This window comes from Acinetobacter sp. M5A5_2a, assembly GCF_053345265.1.
This window is the reverse complement of record NZ_JBKEZV010000012.1, coordinates 107,032-121,933: the sequence shown is the minus strand read 5'-3', so window position 1 is coordinate 121,933 and position 14,902 is coordinate 107,032. Positions and strand designations below refer to the sequence as shown.

Here is a 14,902-nt window from a genome sequence, read left to right as displayed (position 1 = left end):
TCTCTTCCTGTAAAGGGAAGAGAAATCTATAAAATACGAAAAAATCAGGTGTGCAATGAAAATCGCAGTATTTGGAACAACGTTACATGCCGGCGTGATGGCAGCGTTATTAGCTGAATATGGTAATCAAATTTACTGGTGTACAAGTGTCACCTGTGAAGAAAATATTTCTGTACTTTCGTATCAAGATCAAGACGTAAATAATTACTTAAATAAGCAGCGAAAAGCGGGTTTCTTAAAAGAGAGCCCTTTTTCTGAGATTCCTTTAGATATTGAAGTTTATTTATTCTGTTTTAGCCCAACACAAATTGAACTTGCATTAAAAACGGTTGAAAAATTGGGTGAACGACCAATTGTTCACCCACGGTTAATGATTAATGGTTCTACTTTTGGTTTGCACGGTACAGAGAAATTAAAACAGCATTTGCCAAAAGATGAGTGGGTTTACTTCCCTGATGTGATTCAGGAAGGTAATGCCATTAATAGTGTATTGAATGTAAAGCATGTCATTATCGGTGTGGAATCTAGAGATGCAAGTGAAACTATGCAGGAGTTATTGCGTCCTTTTTTCCAGTTTAGTTATCAATATTTATTTATGCCGATTTTAGATGCTGAGTTCACCAAACTTAGTATTTCAGGCATGTTGGCTACCCGCATTAGTTATATGAATGACTTGGCTATGGTTGCCGAAAAGTTAGGTATTGATATTGCGAATGTAAAACATGGTATCGCTGCTGACACACGTATTGGTGCTGCATATTTATCACCAGGTGTAGGATTTGGTGGTGAGAATTTTTCGCATGATATTTTAACACTTTCGAGCACTGTGTCTGAAACTGGAACAAAAAGCCGCCTTTTGGAACAAGTTTGGGCTATTAATGAGCAGCAGAAAGAAATTTTATTTCGTAAGTTATGGAATTATTATCACTGTAGCCTAAATGGCAAAATAGTTGCGATTTGGGGTGCTTCTTTTAAAGAAAATACTTCGAATATACACAACTCACCGATTCATATTTTATTAGCTGCATTATGGGCACAGGGTGTAATAGTGCGTCTGCATGATCCTCAAGCTTTAGATGAAATAGCAGCAGCTTATGGGCATCGTGAAGATTTAATTTTATGTACTGATCAATATGAGGCGGTACGAGATGCTCATGCATTATGCCTAGTCACTGCATGGAAGCAATATTGGAGTCCTGACTTTAAGCAACTACAACAATTAATGAAGCATCCTTTAATTTTAGATGGACGTAATATTTATGATCCTGCTTATGTAAAGGCGAAAGGTTTTGCTTATGAAGGAGTAGGTCGCTTATGAGTAAGTCAATTGAGCAATTTCCAAAGGAATTAGTCTCACCTTTAGCTCATCTGCAAACTTTAGGTGAAAAAAACTCGAAATTACATATAAAAGAGCTATTTGCTTTAGAGCCTGATCGTTTTCAAAATTATTCTGTAAAATTTGATCAATTATTTTTTGATTATAGTAAGCATCGCTTAACCAAAGATATTTTAGAACAATTAGTAGCTCTTGCGAATACTAAAAACTTAACTGAATGGATTAATCGCCTTTTTTCACAAGCTAAAATTAACTGTACTGAGCAACGTGCAGCAATGCACTGGGCATTGCGTTTACCGGCTGACTATTCAAAGTTTCCAGACTTAACAGAACAAGTTCATAGCCAGTTACAACGTATGTATGCCTTAGTGGAAAAAATCCATGCAGGACAATATCGTGGCTCAACTGGTGAAGTGATTCAAGACGTTGTTAATATTGGAGTGGGTGGGTCCGATTTAGGACCACAAATGGTCACCCATGCGTTGTCTGATTTCAAGGTGAAAACGGCTAAGCCTTTAAATGTTCACTTTGTTTCGACTATGGATGGTAGCCAGTTATCAGAATTACTCCACCAACTTCGTCCTGAAACAACTTTGTTTATTATTTCATCTAAGTCTTTTGGTACGATTGATACTTTATCAAATGCTCAAACGGTGCGTCAGTGGCTTGAAAAAGCATTAGGAGCACATGCTCGTGTATTAAAAAGTCACTTTATTGGCATATCTACAAAAGCTGACAAAATGTCAGAATGGGGAATCGCGCCTGAAAACCAGTTACTGCTGTGGGACTGGGTAGGTGGACGTTATTCTCTATGGTCTTGTATAGGATTGCCTATAGCCTTGACGATTGGTGTGGACGGTTTCCAGCAACTTTTAGCAGGGGCTCATGCAGTCGATGAGCATTTTCAAAATACGAGTTTTGATCAAAATATTCCAGTTTTGATGGCACTGTTAGGAATCTGGAATAATAACTTTTTAAATATTCAGACTCATGCCGTATTACCCTATGATGGACGATTAAAGTATTTTGCAGCCTATCTGCAACAGCTAGAAATGGAATCTAATGGGAAGTCAGTACAGCGCAATGGCCTAAAAGTTGAGCTTGATACTTGTCCTATTATATGGGGTGAGGTTGGACCAAATGCTCAACATGCTTTCTATCAGTTGTTACACCAAGGAACGCAAGCTGTAAGTTGTGACTTTATTGCCCCAGTCCAACGTTATAATGCAGATCATTTTACCTATGTTGAAAATGCAGAAGCTCTGGTCGAACAACACCATCTTGCACTTTCAAACTGTTTAGCACAATCAAGATTACTAGCCTTTGGTAATGAGGCTTTAGACTCGACTGAATTAGAGAATTTACCAATTTATAAGCAATATGAAGGTAATCAACCAAGTTCTACATTATTATTGAAAGAATTAAATCCCTATAGTTTAGGAATGTTGATTGCTTTATATGAGCATAAAGTTTTTGTGCAGTCTGTGATCTGGAATATTAATCCATTTGATCAGTGGGGGGTTGAGAAAGGTAAGCAGATTGCTGATCAGCTACTTCCGATTTTAAACGGTGTTCAAAATGACCTTTCAACACTTGATGCTTCAACGCGTGGATTAATTAAAATATTGTTAGGAAAAGTAGATGGCTAAAATTCTAGTCACTGGTGGTGCAGGTTATATTGGTTCACACACATGTGTTGAGCTTTTGCAGGCTGGTCATGAAGTTATCGTTTTTGATAACCTTTCGAATAGTTCAGAAGAATCTCTAAATAGAGTTCAAGATATCGCTCAAAAAAGTTTAACTTTTGTGCAGGGCGATATTCGTAATGCAGATGAGCTTGATCGTGTTTTTCAGAGTCATTCAATTGACGCTGTGATCCACTTCGCGGGTTTAAAAGCCGTAGGTGAAAGCCAAGAAAAACCGCTCATTTATTTTGATAATAATATTGCGGGTAGCATTCAACTGGTTAACTCGATGGAAAAGGCTGGTGTTTATACACTTGTATTTAGCTCCTCTGCAACGGTGTATGACGAAGCCAATATATCGCCATTAAATGAAGACATGCCAACAGGTATGCCAAGTAACAACTATGGTTATACTAAGTTGATTGTTGAACAATTATTGCAAAAGTTGTCAGCGTCTAATCCAGAGTGGTCAATTGCATTGCTTCGTTATTTTAATCCAGTAGGTGCACATAAGAGTGGGCGTATTGGTGAAGATCCACAAGGTATTCCAAATAATTTAATGCCGTATGTGACTCAAGTTGCTGTGGGCCGCCGTGAAAAATTGTCCATTTATGGCAATGACTATGACACAGTAGATGGCACTGGTGTACGTGATTATATTCATGTGGTTGACTTAGCGAATGCGCATTTGTGTGCTCTAAATAACCGTTTACAGTCGAAGGGTTGCCGAGCATGGAATATCGGTACAGGTAATGGTTCATCTGTTTTGCAAGTTAAAGATACCTTTCAACAAGTTAATGGCATACCTGTAGCCTTTGAGTTTGTAGCACGTCGAGCTGGCGATGTTGCGACTTCTTTTTCAGACAATCGCCGTGCAGTTACAGAGTTGGGTTGGCAACCGCAACATAGTTTAGAGGATATGCTTGCTGATAGTTGGAATTGGCAGAAAAAAAATCCTAATGGATATAATTAAATATCAATAAAAAAGGAGCGAATTGCTCCTTTTTTATTATGGATTAGCCTTGAATCAATCCTGTCAACTCATCTACATAATGTTGCATAGGGTGGGCTTGACGGTCTGCACGGCTTTCAATGTTTAAACGTAGCAATGGCTCTGTGTTTGACGCACGTACATTAAAACGCCATGTGCCAAAGTCCAGACTTACACCATCGGTACGGTCAATTTGTGGGTTTTGATCAGCATAGAAATCGAAAATCTTTTGAATAGTGGTCTGTGTATCAGCCACTTTAAAGTTGATTTCACCACTACAAGGGAATTTGGCAATCATATTTTCAACGAGGGTTGAAAGAGATTGTCCAGTTTCAGAGAGTAAGGCAATGGTGAGTAACCACGGAATCATGCCACTGTCGCAGTAAGCAAAGTCACGGAAGTAGTGATGGGCACTCATTTCGCCGCCGTATACGGCATTATGTTCACGCATGACATCTTTAATGAAGGCATGACCAGATTTTGACTGTACTGCAATGCCTTTGTATCCATCGACAATATCAAAGGTGTTCCACACTAAACGTGGGTCATGAACAATTTTTTCGCCAGGTTGCTTAATCAAGAAAGCTTGAGCCAATAGACCAACAATATAGTAGCCCTCAATGAACTGACCCTTTTCATCAAACAAGAAGCAGCGGTCAAAGTCGCCGTCCCAAGCAATACCCATATCTGCTTGATGTTCAAGTACAGCATTTCGGGTACTGTCACGGTTTTCAATTAAAATTGGGTTAGGAATCCCATTTGGGAAAGTACCATCTGCTTTATGATGAATTTTGATAAATTCGACAGGAATATTGAGCGCTTTAAATTTTGCTTCAATGGTATCAATGACATGACCCGCAGCACCATTACCAGCATTTACGACCAGTTTTAATGGGTGAATTTTTGCTGGGTCAATATAAGTGACTAAATGTTCGACAAATTCAGGCAAGATGTTATAGCTTTGAGTAGTACCTTTTTGACTAACTTCTTCAAAGTGATCTGTTTCTGCTAAAGCCTGAATTTCTTTTAAACCCGTATCTGCACTAATTGGACGAGCATTTTCTCGTACCAGTTTCATACCGTTATAGTCCATTGGGTTATGACTAGCGGTAACTTCAATACCACCTTGTACATCTAAATGAAAAGCGGCGAAATAGACCTCTTCAGTACCCGTCATGCCTAAGTCAAGCACATTAACACCAGCATCATTTAGGCCGCGAATGGTCGCTTGTTTTAAAGACTCACTGCTTAGACGAATATCGCAACCTACAACTACAGTCTTTGGTTTATAGATTTGTCCGTAAGCGCGGCCAATTTTATAGGCGATTTCTTCATTCAATTCGGTGCCGAGTTTACCTCGGATATCATAGGCTTTAAAACACGTTAAAGTAGTCATTATTCAGTTCAATACAAATGATTTGAGTTTTGAGCATTATTATACATTTATCAATTAATGGTTATGTTTATAGTTTTTATATTCAAGTTCTAAGCTTCATTTCTGTAAGGTGGGTCTAAATTTATAAGAATAATTTTTTAAGACTTTAGTCTAATAAATAAATTTATGAATGAGAAATAGCTTGATTTTACTTGGCACTATTGGTCATACCAATTGTGGTGATTATTTAATGCTTGAACTTGCTAATGCTCGTGTTTATGATGCGATCTGCGGTTTAAGAAATAACATTTGCACTTAAATTTTAATTGGTCATACCAATTGTGCTAAATGTTTAAAATTTTAAGGTACAAAAAATTCGCCCCAGCATTTCAAGGAGATGACAATGCTCAATATGTGGCAACAACTTTATGACCCTTTAAATAATATTTGGCTGTCCAGTGCAGTTGCATTAATCCCGATTATTTTCTTCTTTTTGGCTCTGGCGGTTTTTCGTTTAAAAGGCAGTATTGCGGGTACGGGCACAGTCATTATTGCATTGTTGATCGCTCTCTTTTTCTATCAAATGCCGGGTCAAATGGCCTTTGCATCCATTATTTATGGTTTCTTCTACGGTCTATGGCCAATTTCATGGATTATTATTGGGGCAGTCTTTCTATATAAAATTTCGGTAAAAACAGGCCAGTTTGAGGTGATTCGCTCAAGCATTTTGTCAATTACCGAAGATCAGCGCCTACAAATGTTACTGGTTGGCTTTGCTTTTGGTACGTTCCTTGAAGGGGCTGCCGGTTTTGGTGCTCCTGTCGCAATTACCGCTGCATTACTGGTTGGTTTAGGCTTTAAGCCACTTTACGCAGCTGGTTTATGTTTGATTGTGAATACTGCGCCAGTTGCATTTGGTGCGATGGGCATTCCAATTATTGTGGCGGGGCAGGTTTCTGGTGTAGATACCATGGAAATTAGCCAGATGGTTGGACGTCAGTTGCCGTTTTTAACGCTGATTGTGCTGTTCTGGATTATGGCGATTATGGATGGCTGGCGTGGTGTTAAGGAAACTTGGCCTGCGGTGTTGGTGGGTGGTGGCGCTTTTGCGATTGCACAATATTTAACATCTAACTTTATTGGTCCTGAATTACCGGATATTACAGCGGCAATTGCTTCATTGGTCAGCCTGACTGTGTTGTTCCGTTTTTGGAAACCAAAACATATTTTCCGTTTTGAACCTGAAGCTGGTCAAACGCTAACTCAACAACCTACAACGATTCAACGTTATAGTATTGGGAAAATTGCTAAGGCATGGTCTCCATTTGCCATCTTAACAGTGATGGTAACCATCTGGAGTGTTAAGCCGTTTAAAGCATTATTTGCAAAAGATGGGGCACTGGAACATTTAATTTTTAAACTTGAAGTGCCGTATTTGCATAAATTGGTCGAAAAAATGCCGCCGATTGTGTCAGAGATGAAACCATATGAAGCGATTTATAAGTTTGACTGGTTCTCTGCGACAGGTACTGCAATTTTTATTGCTGCAATCATCACTGCTATTTTCTTGAAAATGAAAGCGAGTGAGGCAGTAACGACCTTTGGTGAAACACTAAATGAGTTAAAAACACCAATTTATTCAATTGGTATGGTGTTAGCTTTTGCTTTTATTGCGAACTATTCAGGGTTATCTGCAACTTTAGCTTTGGCTCTATCGCATACGGGTCATGCTTTTACTTTCTTCTCGCCATTCTTAGGTTGGCTTGGTGTGTTCCTTACGGGCTCAGATACATCTTCAAATGCTTTGTTCTCCGCATTACAAGCGACCACTGCTCAGCAGATTGGTATTCCCGAAGTATTGCTTGTAGCAGCGAATACCAGTGGTGGTGTGACAGGAAAGATGATTTCTCCACAGTCGATTGCAATTGCTTGTGCAGCAGTAGGTTTAGTTGGAAAAGAATCTGACTTGTTCCGTTTCACCGTAAAACATAGCATCATATTCACTGTCTTTGTTGGCATCATTATTACGGTTCAGGCTTATCTGGTTCCGTGGATGATTCCATAACTCGAGTGAAGGAAACGCGATGAGAATCTCAGATCAAGTGGTCATGAAATTGCAGGCATTAATTGAAGAGCGTCACATGAAAAAAGGTGAACGTTTGCCTGCCGAGCGCCAGCTTGCAACTAGCTTAGGGGTTTCTCGTCCGTCTTTACGTGAAGCGATTCAGCAGCTCAATAGTCAAGGTGTACTCACTAGCCGCCGTGGAGATGGGACTTATATTCAGCAGTTACCTGAACAGTGGCCGCAGCAACTGATTGTGAACCCGATTAGCAACCTGATTGAAGAAGATCCGCTCTATCGTTTTGATGTGCAAGAGGCGCGGTTATTACTTGAGGGCGGTACTGCATGGTATGCCGCATTACGCTCAACGCCTGAAGATCGCGCCAAAATTCATCATTATTTTAATGAAATTAGTCGCCACCAAAATGCGGGTGACTCAGCACAAGCTGCGGTGGCAGATGCTGAATTCCACTTGGCGATTGCAGAAGCATCTCACAATGTTGTGCTGATTCAGATGATGCGTAGCCTGTTTGATTTACTGCAATACAACGTCTTGTTGGGACGTAAAAAAGTTTATAACGATCCAATAAATAGTGACTTGCTGAGCGAGCAGCATTTTCAGGTCATGGATGCGATCGATCGTAAAGATCCCGAGGCCGCGCGCCAAGCTGTCTGCGGTCATATTGAATTTGTGATTAATCATGTACGTTCTCTGAATGAAGACGAAGCTCGTCAGAAACGTGCGAACCGTTTAAATAGAGTTGATTCAAAATGATTATTTCTTCTGGCAATGATTATCGTGCTGCGGCACAGCGTCGCTTACCCCCGTTTTTATTTCATTACATTGATGGTGGAGCGTATTCGGAACATACCTTAAAGCGTAACGTACAAGATTTGTCAGAAATTGCATTGCGTCAACGTGTGCTCAATGACATGTCAGCGTTAAGTTTAGAGACAAAACTGTTTAATGAAACATTGTCGATGCCGGTTGCATTGGCTCCTGTGGGTTTAACAGGTATGTATGCACGCCGTGGTGAAGTGCAAGCCGCAATGGCAGCCGATAAAAAGGGCATTCCATTTACGCTTTCAACAGTTTCGGTGTGCCCGATTGAAGAAGTTGCACCTGCAATTAATCGCCCAATGTGGTTCCAGCTTTATGTATTACGTGATCGTGGTTTTATGCGTAATGCTTTGGAACGTGCAAAAGCAGCTGGTTGTTCAACATTGGTATTTACCGTAGATATGCCTGTGCCGGGTGCACGTTACCGTGATGCACATTCGGGTATGAGTGGGCCAAATGCTGCGATGCGTCGTTATATGCAGTCTATGTTTCATCCGCATTGGTCATGGAATGTGGGCTTAATGGGACGTCCGCACGACTTGGGTAATATCTCTAAATATTTAGGTAAACCGACTGGGCTTGAAGATTATATCGGCTGGTTGGGTTCGAACTTTGACCCATCGATTTCATGGAAAGACCTTGAGTGGATTCGTGAGTTTTGGGATGGTCCAATGGTGATTAAAGGTATTTTAGACCCAGAAGATGCCAAAGATGCTGTGCGTTTTGGTGCAGATGGCATTGTGGTGTCTAACCATGGTGGTCGTCAGTTAGATGGCGTGATGTCATCTGCTCGTGCATTGCCTGCAATTGCTGATGCAGTTAAAGGTGACTTAGCCATTTTGGCTGACTCAGGCATTCGTAATGGTTTAGATGTGGTGCGTATGTTGGCTCTTGGTGCCGATACAGTGTTACTTGGCCGAGCATTTGTGTATGCCTTGGCAGCAGCAGGTGGGCAAGGAGTATCGAACTTACTTGATTTGATTGATAAGGAAATGCGTGTTGCGATGACGCTTACGGGTGCTAAGTCGATTCAGGAGATTAATGCGGATTGTTTAGTACAGGCAATGAAGCAAGGTTTTTAAGAAATAACTTTTTAAGTGAAGCAGTAAGCACAGCCTTAAAATTTGGTGATTTGCTAATGTTTTGCGTATAGGCATTTGTCACTTTTGAAAGGTCAAAAGTAACCAAAAACCTTTTGTTGAGCAAACCGTACTTCCTTGTACAGTTGCTCAACAGGCGGCATCCCTGCCGCTAACGTGTAGCCAATTGATTTATGAAATTAGTCGCTGATGCTAAGCGTCACTTACAGCCTGCGTAGCATTAGCAAAGTATTGTTTTTGCAATATAACTTGAAAAATGAATACAGCGAACAGGTTCTGTAAGTAGCTCATTACTTATAAACAGTAAGACTCTGTCGTGTTGCTCTAAATTTAAAAAAACTATGTGGTATGGATGACCAAAAGGAAACCATCATGCAAACATTTTCTCCTCAAGCAGTGATTGAACGTTTACAGAATATTGTAGGGCGTTCGCATGTTTTGACCGATGATCAAAGCACGCGTCAGTACCGTCAAGGCCGTCGTTTTGGTGAGGGGAAAGTACTTGCTGTGGTGGTGCCGGGCACCTTGCTAGAGCAATGGCAAGTTTTGCAGGCTGCAATTGAGGCAGATTGTATTGTGATTATGCAGGCGGCAAATACAGGACTCACTGGTGGTTCAACCCCATATGGTGATGACTATGATCGTCCTGTTTTGGTCATGAGTACGCGCCGATTAAAGGGTATTCAAGTCATTCATGATGGTAAGCAGGTGATTTGTTTACCGGGTGCGACTTTAGATAATTTAGAGCAAATTTTAAAAGGTTATGACCGAGAGCCGCATTCGGTGATTGGCTCATCATGTATTGGCGCATCGGTCCTTGGTGGTGTATGTAATAACTCTGGCGGTGCATTGGTACGCCGTGGTCCTGCTTATACGGAACTGGCGCTCTATGCTCAGGTGAATGCTGCTGGTCAATTAGAACTGGTGAACCATTTAGGGGTGAATTTAGGCTCGATGCCCGAAGAAATTTTGACTCGATTAGAGAAACAGCAATATCAAGCTGTAGATATTTTAGATGATGGTGAAAAGCAGGCTTCGGACCATCGCTACGCACACGATGTGACTCAAGTCGATGAAGATTCACCAGCACGTTTTAATGCTGACCCATCACGTTTGTTTGAAGCATCTGGTTCGGCGGGTAAAGTCTGTGTTTTTGCTGTACGCCTGGATACGTATGAAAAAGTAGAGAGCAATGTTTTCTATATTGGCAGTAATGATGCAGATGATTTAACAGCCATTCGCCGTTATTTACTCACTTCTTTGCCAAGTCTACCAATCGCAGGCGAGTATATTCACCGCGATGCTTACTTGATTGGTGAAAAGTATGGAAAAGATACTTTTTTGTTTATTGAAAAGTTCGGTACAGCCAATGTTCCAAAAGCCTTCGCCATGAAAGATAAAGTCGACGGCTTTTTAGAAAGATTTAAAATAAAAGGCTTAACTGATCATATTTTACAGGCCATTACGTTCTTTTTACCGAGCCACTTGCCAAAGCGTATGACCGAGTATCGAGACCGTTATGAGCATCATTTAGTGCTACGTGTCGAAAATAATTCAAAAGCACAGACCGAGCAGTTTTTAAAAGAATATTTTGCAGTGCATCAGTCAGGTAGCTATTTCGTATGTAGCGAAGAAGAAGGGCGAAAGGCTTTCTTACACCGTTTTGCAATTGCAGGAGCTGCAATTCGTTATCGCGATACGCATCGTAGTGAAGTTGAAGATATTGTGGCGCTAGATATTGCTTTACGCCGTAATGACCGAGAATGGGTAGAGCAACTGCCAGCCGAGATGGAAAAAAATATTATCCATAAACTCTATTATGGGCATTTCTTTTGCCATGTTTTCCATCAGGACTATATTCTTAAAAAGGGCAATGACCCTTTAGAAATGGAACATCAAATGTGGAAGTTGCTAGATGCGCGCCGTGCTGAGTATCCAGCAGAGCATAATGTCGGGCATCTTTACATTGCCAAACCTGCGTTAGCAAACTTTTATCAAAAACTCGACCCAACCAACAGCTTTAATGTGGGTATTGGACATACCTCAAAACTGAAATATTGGGGCAAAGCGAAATCTTAAGTTAGAGATATAAAAAAAGGCGCCGAAGCGCCTTTTCTTTTAAAGCTGTTTTATGCTGCTTCTGTTGATTTAGCAAGCACTTCTGCAACTGCTTTAGCAACAGTGTAAACATTGTTCATGTTTAAACCCGCTACACAAATACGACCACTACGTACTAAGTAGATTGCATATTCTTCACGCAAGATATCAACTTGCTCAGCAGTTAGACCTGTGTAGCTGAACATACCTTTTTGGTTCACAAGGTAGCTAAAGTCACGGTCTGGTAATGCTTTAGTGAGTTCATCTTTTAAGATGCTACGCATTTTGATAATACGCTCGCGCATCTCTTTCACTTCACCTTGCCATTGTTGGTTAAGTTCAGCGTCATTTAACACTTCATCAACTAACCATGCACCTGTTGTAGGAGGGCTAGAGTAAATACGGCGTACAGTCGCTTTTAACTGACCGAATGTGCACTGAGCAGCTTCTGCATCGTCACATACGAAAGTTAAGCCGCCAACGCGCTCGCCATATAAAGAGAAGATTTTAGAGAACGAGTTGCTCACAATGAAGTTTAGACCAGCTTGGTCTAAAGCACGGATTGCATACGCATCTTCTTCCATACCATCGCCAAAACCTTGGTAAGCGATGTCTAGGAAAGGAATAAGGTTACGATCTTTTAATACCGCAATCACTTGATCCCATTGCGCTGGGTTTAAGTCAGCACCAGTTGGGTTGTGGCAGCATGGGTGCAATAACACAATGCTTTGCTCAGGCAAAGTTTTAAGTGTAGACAGCATACCGTCAAAATCTACACCACGAGTTTCGTTATCGAAATATGGGTAGAAATGAGTCTTGATGCCAGCGCCATTGAAAATTGCAACGTGGTTATCCCAAGTTGGTTGGCTTACCCAAACGTCTGAATTTGGGAAATAGGTTTTTAAGAAATCCGCACCAACTTTCAATGCACCTGAACCACCAAGTGTTTGGATGGTTACAGCACGGCCAGCTTTAACTGCTGGGCTGTTTGCACCAAATAAAAGTGCTTGAATTGCTTCACGGTAAGGTTTGAAGCCTTCCATTGGCAAATAAAGTTTGGTTTTACCGTTTTTAGGCTCGATACGCTTTTGCGCTTCAATAATGGTCTCTAACTGAGGAACAATACTGTCTTCGTTATAGTAAAGACCAATACTCAAGTTTACTTTTTCAGAACGAGTATCAGCATTGAACTGTTCCATTAAAGAGAGAATTGGATCGCCTGCGTATGGGGGGATATGTTGAAACATCAAAAAAGTCCTTTCATTCAACAATATGCATAGAGTTAAGTTTTTTCTGTCTCGAAAAATACATTACATCTATGTCGATGCTCAATAATGTACCAATAAAGCTACTGTGAAGCACCAGATAATTTCACTAATATCGATATTTTCCAGAAGAAACGATAAAAAAGATTTAAAAGAAATTACGGTAAATAGATACTAATTTATAACTCATGATTTCATTCAAACAGATTGTCTACAATCTTACTGTCATACATGGGTTGTAGACTAAAGTTTGAAACAAAAGTTTAGCGCCCAAAAAACACTTGAGAAAGAACCATAAAACTATAGATAAATTGATATTAACTCTTTGTTTTATAAATACTAATAGATAGGCGGCGTAATAGTCTAAATATAAGGTGAAATAAGAGGTTAATCTATAAAAATTGACCTAGTGCGTTCTCTAAAGTGTCAACAATCACCTTGATTTTTTTCATTCATACCGCTATAAAAGCCATAATTGATTAAAAATTGTCGACAATATGCAAGATTTGACCTTCGCACCAGAGCCTCTACAAAGTCAGGGTAGAACACTGACCGAGAATGTATTTAAACAAATACAGACGGCTATTGTTTTGGGTCAAATTCCGGCAGGTAGCAAAATATCTGAACCTGAACTAGCACGGACTTATGGCATTAGCCGTGGACCTTTGCGTGAAGCGATTCATCGTCTTGAAGGCCAAAAATTAGTTGAGCGCACTGCACATGTGGGCGCGCGTGTGGTTTCACTATCGCTGCAACAGTTTAAAGAGCTTTACCAGATTCGTGCTTCTTTAGAAGGTTTGGCTTGCAAACTTGCTGCACAGCATATTGATAAAAAGCAAATCTTGGCATTGCGTGATGTATTGCGTATGCATGCTGAAGATGAAAATTTTAAAGCAGGTAAAGGATATTACTTGCAAGAAGGGCAGGACGATTTTCACTACTGCATCATTAAAAGTAGTGGCAATAAAACCCTAGAAAAAATGTTGTGTGATGAGCTCTATCACCTCATCCGCATGTACCGAATTCAGTTTTCAAACACACCTGATCGACCGAGCAAAGCTTGGGACGAACATATCCGTATTTTAGATGCAATTGCAGAAGGCGATGGTGAACTTGCCGAGCTGCTCATGCATCGACATATCAATGCTTCTTACAAAATTATTGAGCAAACACTGCTACAAGCACAAGGAGAACATAACAATGGCTAAACAATCCGCAGGTCAGCTATTTCGCGATGCCGTAGCCCAAGAAAAGCCATTACAAGTGGTTGGAACCATCAACGCCAATCATGCACTTTTGGCAAAACGTGCAGGTTATAAAGCGATTTACTTATCAGGTGGTGGTGTAGCCGCTGGTTCTTTAGGCTTACCTGATTTGGGAATCAGTAACCTTGATGATGTGTTAACCGATGTACGCCGTATTACCGATGTATGTGATCTTCCATTATTGGTCGATGCTGACACAGGTTTTGGTGCTTCTGCATTTAACATTGCGCGTACCACAAAAGCACTCATCAAGTTTGGTGCTGCGGCAATGCACATTGAAGACCAAGTGGGTGCAAAACGTTGTGGTCACCGTCCGAACAAAGCCATTGTGACTCAAGAAGAAATGGTTGACCGTATTAAAGCTGCGGTCGATGCACGTGGTGATGACAGCTTCGTGATTATGGCGCGTACTGATGCTTTGGCTGTAGACGGTTTACAAGCTGCAATTGACCGTGCGGGTGCCTACATTGAGGCGGGTGCAGACATGCTGTTCCCTGAAGCAATTACTGAGCTTGATATGTACAAGCAATTTGCTCAGACAACTGGTGCACCAATTTTGGCAAACATTACCGAGTTTGGTTCTACACCACTGTTTACCACTGAAGAGTTAGCATCTGCCGATGTAAGCCTTGCGCTTTATCCGCTTTCTGCTTTCCGTGCGATGAACAAAGCAGCCGAAACTGTGTATGAAACCTTACGTAAAGAAGGCACGCAAAAGAACGTGGTTGATATTATGCAAACGCGTAAAGAGTTATATGAACGCATTAACTACTATGCGTTTGAAGACTACTTAGACAACGCATTTGCTAAAAAGAAATAAGAAGTGAAAACGGTACGAATCCGTCGTGTTTAATAAATAAATTCAGTTAGATAGGAAAGGACAAT

General features: G+C 40.7%; 11 protein-coding genes. 9 read left to right on the top strand and 2 right to left on the bottom strand.

Annotated features, from left to right (window positions below):
- The first annotated feature begins 55 nt into the window (after positions 1-55).
- The 3 genes from ACLBWE_RS16340 to galE are packed head-to-tail and all read left to right on the top strand — an operon-like array spanning position 56 to position 3,994.
- On the top strand, positions 56-1,318 hold the full coding sequence (locus tag ACLBWE_RS16340; RefSeq protein ID WP_151743760.1) for a nucleotide sugar dehydrogenase: 1,263 nt from the start codon (positions 56-58) through the stop codon (positions 1,316-1,318).
- Entirely contained in the window at positions 1,315-2,985 is a 1,671-nt protein-coding gene (gene pgi, locus ACLBWE_RS16335; RefSeq protein ID WP_447604011.1) for a glucose-6-phosphate isomerase, read from the top strand. Before ACLBWE_RS16340 ends, pgi begins: the two co-directional genes overlap by 4 nt.
- A complete protein-coding gene (galE, locus tag ACLBWE_RS16330) occupies positions 2,978-3,994 on the top strand; it encodes a UDP-glucose 4-epimerase GalE (RefSeq protein WP_348950989.1) in 1,017 nt (338 codons plus the stop codon). Before pgi ends, galE begins: the two co-directional genes overlap by 8 nt.
- Before the next feature lie 43 nt (positions 3,995-4,037).
- Here the strand turns inward: galE and ACLBWE_RS16325 are convergent, their stop codons facing one another.
- Positions 4,038-5,408 carry a phosphomannomutase CpsG gene (locus tag ACLBWE_RS16325; RefSeq protein ID WP_447604010.1) on the bottom strand — a complete coding sequence of 457 codons (1,371 nt, stop codon included), beginning with the start codon at positions 5,406-5,408 and terminating at the stop codon, positions 4,038-4,040.
- Between the two features lie 376 nt (positions 5,409-5,784).
- Here ACLBWE_RS16325 and lldP point away from each other — a divergent pair, with 376 nt between their 5' ends.
- From lldP to dld, 4 genes are all read left to right on the top strand, one after another.
- Positions 5,785-7,452 (top strand): L-lactate permease, encoded by a 1,668-nt coding sequence (lldP, locus tag ACLBWE_RS16320; RefSeq protein ID WP_171056797.1) that lies wholly within the window; start codon positions 5,785-5,787, stop codon positions 7,450-7,452.
- A 19-nt stretch (positions 7,453-7,471) separates the two neighbouring features.
- On the top strand, positions 7,472-8,224 hold the full coding sequence (gene lldR, locus ACLBWE_RS16315) for a transcriptional regulator LldR (protein ID WP_416660018.1): 753 nt from the start codon (positions 7,472-7,474) through the stop codon (positions 8,222-8,224).
- Positions 8,221-9,372 (top strand): FMN-dependent L-lactate dehydrogenase LldD, encoded by a 1,152-nt coding sequence (gene lldD, locus ACLBWE_RS16310; RefSeq protein ID WP_447604009.1) that lies wholly within the window; start codon positions 8,221-8,223, stop codon positions 9,370-9,372. Before lldR ends, lldD begins: the two co-directional genes overlap by 4 nt.
- Positions 9,373-9,762: 390 nt before the next feature.
- On the top strand, positions 9,763-11,469 hold the full coding sequence (dld, locus tag ACLBWE_RS16305) for a D-lactate dehydrogenase (protein ID WP_447604008.1): 1,707 nt from the start codon (positions 9,763-9,765) through the stop codon (positions 11,467-11,469).
- A gap of 50 nt (positions 11,470-11,519) precedes the next feature.
- Here dld and ACLBWE_RS16300 read toward each other — a convergent pair whose 3' ends face one another.
- Complete coding sequence (locus tag ACLBWE_RS16300) at positions 11,520-12,734, bottom strand: amino acid aminotransferase (RefSeq protein ID WP_003655711.1); 1,215 nt, start codon at positions 12,732-12,734, stop codon at positions 11,520-11,522.
- Positions 12,735-13,249: 515 nt separating this feature from the next.
- Here ACLBWE_RS16300 and ACLBWE_RS16295 point away from each other — a divergent pair.
- Together ACLBWE_RS16295 and prpB are read left to right on the top strand one after the other, a co-directional pair.
- Entirely contained in the window at positions 13,250-13,960 is a 711-nt protein-coding gene (locus ACLBWE_RS16295; RefSeq protein WP_003655709.1) for a GntR family transcriptional regulator, read from the top strand.
- Entirely contained in the window at positions 13,953-14,837 is an 885-nt protein-coding gene (prpB, locus tag ACLBWE_RS16290) for a methylisocitrate lyase (protein ID WP_003655707.1), read from the top strand. The genes ACLBWE_RS16295 and prpB overlap by 8 nt, the downstream gene beginning before the upstream one ends.
- Positions 14,838-14,902 lie beyond the last annotated feature (65 nt).

Bases quoted from the DNA above. Each gene is read 5' to 3' on its own strand.
- ACLBWE_RS16340 (WP_151743760.1), top strand. From the start codon at position 56: ATGAAAATCGCAGTATTTGGAACAACGTTACATGCCGGCGTGATGGCA.
- pgi (WP_447604011.1), top strand. From the start codon at position 1,315: ATGAGTAAGTCAATTGAGCAATTTCCAAAGGAATTAGTCTCACCTTTA.
- galE (WP_348950989.1), top strand. From the start codon at position 2,978: ATGGCTAAAATTCTAGTCACTGGTGGTGCAGGTTATATTGGTTCACAC.
- ACLBWE_RS16325 (WP_447604010.1), bottom strand. From the start codon at position 5,408: ATGACTACTTTAACGTGTTTTAAAGCCTATGATATCCGAGGTAAACTC.
- lldP (WP_171056797.1), top strand. From the start codon at position 5,785: ATGACAATGCTCAATATGTGGCAACAACTTTATGACCCTTTAAATAAT.
- lldR (WP_416660018.1), top strand. From the start codon at position 7,472: ATGAGAATCTCAGATCAAGTGGTCATGAAATTGCAGGCATTAATTGAA.
- lldD (WP_447604009.1), top strand. From the start codon at position 8,221: ATGATTATTTCTTCTGGCAATGATTATCGTGCTGCGGCACAGCGTCGC.
- dld (WP_447604008.1), top strand. From the start codon at position 9,763: ATGCAAACATTTTCTCCTCAAGCAGTGATTGAACGTTTACAGAATATT.
- ACLBWE_RS16300 (WP_003655711.1), bottom strand. From the start codon at position 12,734: ATGTTTCAACATATCCCCCCATACGCAGGCGATCCAATTCTCTCTTTA.
- ACLBWE_RS16295 (WP_003655709.1), top strand. From the start codon at position 13,250: ATGCAAGATTTGACCTTCGCACCAGAGCCTCTACAAAGTCAGGGTAGA.
- prpB (WP_003655707.1), top strand. From the start codon at position 13,953: ATGGCTAAACAATCCGCAGGTCAGCTATTTCGCGATGCCGTAGCCCAA.